This is a genomic window from Shewanella sp. 0m-8 (genome assembly GCF_052977265.1).
Window position 1 is genome coordinate 24,000 of the sequence record NZ_JBRIMB010000058.1, and the last position, 6,330, is coordinate 30,329.

7 protein-coding genes are annotated in these 6,330 nt (G+C 43.2%); 1 reads left to right on the forward strand and 6 read right to left on the reverse strand.

Annotated elements, in window-relative coordinates:
• Position 1: 1 nt before the first annotated feature.
• The 6 genes from ACVBIO_RS19285 to rpsB all read right to left on the reverse strand — a co-directional run bounded on the left by ACVBIO_RS19285 (position 2) and on the right by rpsB (position 5,108).
• On the reverse strand, positions 2 to 859 hold the full coding sequence (locus ACVBIO_RS19285; protein ID WP_447160590.1) for a phosphatidate cytidylyltransferase: 858 nt from the start codon (positions 857 to 859) through the stop codon (positions 2 to 4).
• A gap of 20 nt (positions 860 to 879) precedes the next feature.
• Entirely contained in the window at positions 880 to 1,680 is an 801-nt protein-coding gene (gene uppS, locus ACVBIO_RS19290; protein WP_447163613.1) for a polyprenyl diphosphate synthase, read from the reverse strand.
• A 253-nt stretch (positions 1,681 to 1,933) separates the two neighbouring features.
• The gene (gene frr, locus ACVBIO_RS19295; protein WP_447160592.1) at positions 1,934 to 2,491 is read right to left on the reverse strand and encodes a ribosome recycling factor; all 558 of its coding nucleotides are present in this window, start codon (positions 2,489 to 2,491) and stop codon (positions 1,934 to 1,936) included.
• Positions 2,492 to 2,523: 32 nt separating this feature from the next.
• Complete coding sequence (gene pyrH / locus ACVBIO_RS19300) at positions 2,524 to 3,252, reverse strand: UMP kinase (RefSeq protein ID WP_447160593.1); 729 nt, start codon at positions 3,250 to 3,252, stop codon at positions 2,524 to 2,526.
• A gap of 142 nt (positions 3,253 to 3,394) precedes the next feature.
• Positions 3,395 to 4,246 (reverse strand): translation elongation factor Ts, encoded by an 852-nt coding sequence (gene tsf, locus ACVBIO_RS19305; protein WP_447160594.1) that lies wholly within the window; start codon positions 4,244 to 4,246, stop codon positions 3,395 to 3,397.
• Positions 4,247 to 4,379: 133 nt separating this feature from the next.
• Positions 4,380 to 5,108 (reverse strand): 30S ribosomal protein S2, encoded by a 729-nt coding sequence (gene rpsB / locus ACVBIO_RS19310; protein ID WP_447160595.1) that lies wholly within the window; start codon positions 5,106 to 5,108, stop codon positions 4,380 to 4,382.
• A 294-nt stretch (positions 5,109 to 5,402) separates the two neighbouring features.
• Here rpsB and map point away from each other — a divergent pair, with 294 nt between their 5' ends.
• Positions 5,403 to 6,203, forward strand: a complete 801-nt coding sequence (map, locus tag ACVBIO_RS19315; protein ID WP_447173221.1) for a type I methionyl aminopeptidase — start codon at positions 5,403 to 5,405, stop codon at positions 6,201 to 6,203.
• The last annotated feature ends 127 nt before the right edge of the window (positions 6,204 to 6,330 follow it).

The following is a 6,330-nucleotide window of genomic DNA, read 5'->3' on the forward strand; positions in this document are numbered from 1 at the left end:
GTTACATCCAAAAAGCTATATAGATTAATGTGAATACAGGTAAAGCAGCCGTGAGGCTATCGATTCTATCTAATACGCCACCGTGACCCGGTAGGATCGTGCCAGAGTCTTTAATTTTCGCCACTCGCTTAAACATACTTTCAGACAAGTCGCCTACTGCAGAGGCTAGTGCAGTAAATAAAGTCACAGCGATAAGTAAACCAATCTCTTGCTCTGGTGAGAAATACATAATACCTGCAACCACTAACATGGTCGTCAACAGACCACCGAGCAACCCTTCTATCGTTTTGGCTGGACTCACATTTGGCATAAGCTTGCGCTTACCAAATCGCTTACCTGCAAAATAAGCACCTGAGTCTGTAGCCCAAACGACAAGCATAACTAAAAATACCAAGGTGCCACCGTAATATGGCGATGCTTGAGTACTAAGTGCCTTAAGGGAAAGTAACGAAACGAAACATGGGATCAGGGTCAACTGACCAAACATGGATTTCAGCATGTGGCTATTTTCCCAGAAGCGTGCGCTTTTCGGGAAAGATAACACCATGATGAACGACATAAACCACCAGAACCCACCAATTAGGATCACCGCGAGAAATATCGGATGTAGCATACCACGGTGCCAAATTTCATCAGCTGGCACCATTAGGTTTAGCGCGGTTAATAGGACGCCGATAGTGACGGTGAAACTCCATTGAGTCATCTCACAGTTGCTATCGATAATACGCCCCCACTCCTTGGCGGCTATTAAAAAGACTCCCAATAGTGCCCAAGAAAAATACTCAGTCGGTAAACCGAAAATGGCACCAAAAACTAAGGGGATTAACCATATTGCTGTTATTATTCGTTGTTTTAGCAAAAAACTTCCCTCATTAATTATTATAAAGAGCGGATGGTATCGATTTGAGTTCCTGTCAAACCGAATCGACGCTGACGATTAGCAAAAATAGCAATCGCGTCTTTAAACGCATCCTCATCAAAATCCGGCCACAGAGTGTCAGTAAAGACTAACTCAGCGTAAGCGGCTTGCCACAAGACAAAGTTACTTATGCGATAGTCACCACCTGTGCGGATCATTAAATCAACTTCGGCTTGATTTTGCATGCACAAATGCTCACTAATTGCCTCTTCGGTAAACTGAGTGCTGCTCATTTCACCAGATTCGACCTTAGCTGCTAATTTTTGCGCCGCTTGCATAATGTCCCATCGTCCACCGTAGTTGGCCGCGACATTAAGCACTAAATCATGATTGTCTGCCGTTTTCTCTTCTGCTGCTGCAATCTGCTTTTGCAAACGGGGAGAAAATCGACTGATATCACCGATAATATTGAGGCGAACCCCATTGTTGTGTAACAGCTTAAGTTCACGCTGAAGCACTGTAAAAAACAGCTCCATTAACAAGCTGACTTCTTTGTCTGGTCTGCGCCAGTTTTCACTAGAAAACGCAAACAATGTTAATGATTCAACACCCAAATTTCGGGCCGTACTCACCGCTCGCCTAACCGCCTTTACACCCGCCTTATGGCCGATGACTCTTGGCTTTCCCTGCGCCTGTGCCCAACGACCATTACCATCCATAATGATAGCAACGTGTTTGGGGATAGACTGTTTTACCAAAGTCGATATCTCATTTGGTAATGTCTCTGTCACTTCAGTGTCAGATTGGGAATCGATTGACATCTATTACAACCCTTAAAAATAGACAAACGCCGTGTAGTATAACTCTACACGGCGTCTGAACTCTAGGGCATGTTGTCCATTCAAGTTTAATTTTTGTCCGAGCTCGCCGCTTTTATTACAAGGCGTGAACTGTGAAGCTTAATACCTGTCGCAAAAAGCTCGCTACTTCTCAATAAAGAAGCAAAAAATCTGCACAAGGCCTCATTAAAAATCAACCTAAATAGTGAACATTCCCCTATGCTGATGAGTACGATTAGAACTCCATCAGCTCCTTTTCTTTAGCAGCCAAGATTTCATCGATTAGCTTAATGTGCGCATCAGTTAGCTTCTGCACATCATCTTCACTGCGACGAACGTCATCTTCAGTGCACTCTTTGTCTTTCTCTAATTCTTTTACATTCGAATTAGCATCACGGCGAACATTACGGATAGCAATACGGCCGTTTTCTGCTTCTGCACGAACCACTTTGATAAGGTCTTTACGACGCTCTTCAGTTAGGGCTGGCAATGGAATGCGAATAGTCGCGCCTGCAGACATTGGGTTTAAACCAAGATCTGAACTCATGATTGCCTTTTCAACAGCTGCAATCATAGTACGGTCAAATACAGATACCGTTAACGTACGAGCATCGCCAATAGAGACACTTGCAACTTGCTTAAGCGGAGTCAGCGAACCGTAGTAAGGTACTTGGATAGTATCCAATAAGCTTGGGTGTGCACGGCCAGTACGAACTTTAGCCATTTGAGTTTTTGTTGACTCTACACACTTGTCCATGCGAGTTTGCGCATCGCTCTTAATTTCGTTTATCACGTTATATGTCCTTTTAAGTCACTAAATATTGCTTAATCAGCTTTAATCATTGTGCCTTCTTGCTCGCCCATGATAACGCGGCGCAGTGCACCTGGTTTATTCATGTTAAATACAAGCAATGGCATATTATGGTCTCTGGCCATAGTGAATGCAGCCAAATCCATTACTTTCAATTCTTTTTCGAGTACTTCATTGTACCCCATTACATCATACTTGACGGCTTCTGGGTTTTTAACTGGATCATCTGAATAAACACCGTCAACTTTCGTGCCTTTAATCACTACTTCTGCTTCAATCTCAATACCGCGTAAACACGCAGCAGAGTCAGTCGTACAGAATGGGTTACCTGTACCTGCAGCAAAAATAACAACACGGCCTGATTTAAGCAAACTAATTGCTTCAGCCCAGTTATAGTCATCACATACGCCTTTAAGCGGAATAGCTGACATTAAACGTGCATTAACATATGCACGGTGCAACGAATCACGCATTGCTAAGCCGTTCATCACTGTTGCCAACATGCCCATGTGATCGCCCACTACACGGTTCATACCCGCGTTAGCCAGACCTTCACCTCTGAACAAGTTACCACCGCCAATGACAACACCCACTTGAATACCTAGCTCTACTAGCTCTTTGATCTCCTGCCCCATACGATCAAGCACTTTAGGATCAATGCCGAAGCCTTCTTCACCCATTAGGGCTTCACCACTTAGTTTTAAAAGAACACGACGAAATGCAGGTTTAGGATTGGTACTCATATTTATTAGTCCTGATTATGGCGATAGGGTTATACACTGGAATAGTTATACCGAATGTTACTTAGCAAAACACAAAACTATTCGAGTATATACGATAAGACCGCAGCAATTGCTACGGTCTTATGTTTGCTAAAAAAGGAGATTAAGCCTTATTTGTAGCAGCGATTTGTGCAGCTACTTCAGCAGCAAAATCTTCTTCTTTTCTTTCGATACCTTCACCCACTTCTAAGCGGATGAAGTTAGTTACTGAAGCGCCTTTCTCTTTAAGAATTTCGCCAACAGTTTTCTTTGGTTCCATGATGAAAGCTTGACCAGTAAGAGAAACCTCACCAGTGAACTTCTTCATACGACCGACAACCATCTTCTCAGCGATCTCAGCAGGCTTACCTTCGTTCATAGCGATTTCGATTTGAAGTGCTTTTTCTTTCTCAACAACTTCAGCAGGAACGTCAGAAGGGTTAACATACTCAGGCTTAGACGCAGCAACATGCATAGCAATGTGCTTTAGTGTGTCTTCGTCAGCTTCACCAGTAACAACAACACCGATACGATCACCGTGACGGTATTGTGCTAGGTTTGCACCATCGATGTATTCAACGCGACGAACGTTGATGTTTTCGCCGATTTTTGCAACTAGTGCAACACGAGTCTCTTCGAACTGTGCTTTCAAATCTTCGATAGTTACTTTAGATGCTGCAGCAACATCTAGTACTTCGTTAGCAAATGCTAGGAAGTTAGAATCTTTTGCTACGAAGTCAGTTTGACAGTTAACTTCTAGTAGAGCAGCGTAACCTTCACCTTGCTTGATAAGGATAGTACCTTCAGCAGCGATGTTACCCGCTTTTTTAGCAGCCTTAGCAGCACCGCTCTTACGCATGTTATCAATTGCTAACTCGATGTCACCGTTAGTTTCAGTCAGTGCTTTTTTACAGTCCATCATGCCAGCGCCAGTGCGGTCACGAAGTTCTTTAACTTGGGCAGCAGTAATTGCCATTGCTAAATCCTCTACAGATAATTCTTCAAATTCAATAGATATAAAACAGGGGCCTATCAGTTTAAATGAGAGCGCCCCTGTTCACCAATCATGTATCTTGGTTAATAAGGGTGATGAAAATCATCGACCTTTATTATTCAGCTTCTACGAAACCGTCTTGCTCAGCTTGTACAGCTAGGTCTTGACCACGGCCAGCTTTCGCAGCAGCAGCAACAGCACCAGTGTAAAGACGGATAGAACGCATAGCATCATCGTTACCAGGAACGATGTAGTTGATACCGTCTGGAGAAGAGTTTGTATCAACAACAGCAACAACTGGAATACCTAGGTTGTTAGCTTCTTTAATAGCGATATGCTCGTGGTCAGCACCGATTACGAAAATCACGTCTGGTAGACCAGCCATGTTCTTGATACCACCTAGAGACTTCTCTAGCTTATCAAGTTCACGAGTACGCATTAGCGCTTCTTTCTTAGTCAGCTTGTCGAAAGTACCGTCTACAGACTGGCTTTCAAGGTCTTTAAGACGCTTGATTGATTGACGAACTGTTTTCCAGTTAGTCAACATACCACCTAACCAACGGTGATCAACATAGTACTGATCACAAGAAACAGCAGCTTCTTTGATAGCTTCGCTTGCAGCACGCTTAGTACCAACAAAAAGAACTTTACCTTTCTTAGATGCAACGTTGCTGATGAAAGCAAGTGCTTCGTTGAACATTGGTACAGTGTGCTCTAGGTTGATGATGTGAACACCGTTACGAGCGCCGAAGATGAATGGCTTCATCTTTGGGTTCCAGTAACGAGTCTGGTGACCGAAGTGAACACCGGCTTGTAGCATGTCGCGCATTGAAACTGTAGTCATTTTATTTACCTTAAAATATTAGGGGTTAGACCTCCACATATCCCATATCTTCGACCCTATTGAGGGCACCCCGAAGAACGTGTCGATATGTGTGTGATTTAGTATTTATCAATAGCCATGTATAATGGCCGCCATCTTAACTCGAACGAACCACCTTAAGGTGAGATCGACAAGAGTCAAACATAACGGCGCGCTTTATACCATAATATGAAAAAAAGCACAAATATTTACGTCGTTTTTCAGGCATAATCGTCAGATTGAAAGACGACAATTTAAAGACTAAGAGATACTAGAATGAGTATAGTAATTAAGACAGCTGAAGAGATTGAAAAGATGCGTGCCGCGGGTAAACTAGCCGCACAAGTACTCGAAATGATCGCACCACATGTCAAAGCGGGTGCGACGACCAATGAATTAAACGCTATCTGCGCTAAATTCACTGAAGATAATGACGCTATCTCTGCACCTCTTGATTATCATGGTTTTCCAAAATCAATTTGCACCTCAATTAACGATGTGATCTGTCACGGCATTCCAAGTGATCGTCCGCTTATTGATGGTGATATCATCAATATTGATATCACGGTCATTGTTGATGGTTACCACGGTGATACCTCTAAGATGTTCCTTATCGGCGATGTCAGTCCAAAGAACGCTCGCCTATGCCGTATCGCCCAAGAAGCGTTATATCTCAGCATTAAAAAAGTGCGTCCAGGCATGAAGTTAGGTGAAATCGGCACCTTGATTGAAAAGTTCATCAAATCAAAGAAAACCGGCCTTGAAAAATACAGCATTGTGACCGATTACTGCGGTCACGGCATTGGCGCAGGCTTTCATGAAGAGCCACAGGTCATGCATTACAAAAATAATGACAAAACCGTATTACGCCCAGGCATGTGCTTCACTATCGAACCTATGATTAATGCCGGCCGCCATACTAGCGTTCTGGATAAGAAAGATAACTGGACAGTCACCACCTCTGACGGTAAAAATTCAGCTCAGTGGGAACATACATTACTTGTTACCCAAACTGGCGTAGAAGTCTTGACCTTACGAGAAGAAGAAAAAGAGTTGCCTCGAGTGATTAATCACTAATTTTATGGCCTCTGCTCAAAAAAGCGTGCTTAGCACGCTTTTTTTCTATCTAATACCAAACTGGAAAATTAACTGGTCACACTTGCCCAATCCCTAGAACACAATTTTGTCACTCGCTCTGAACTCT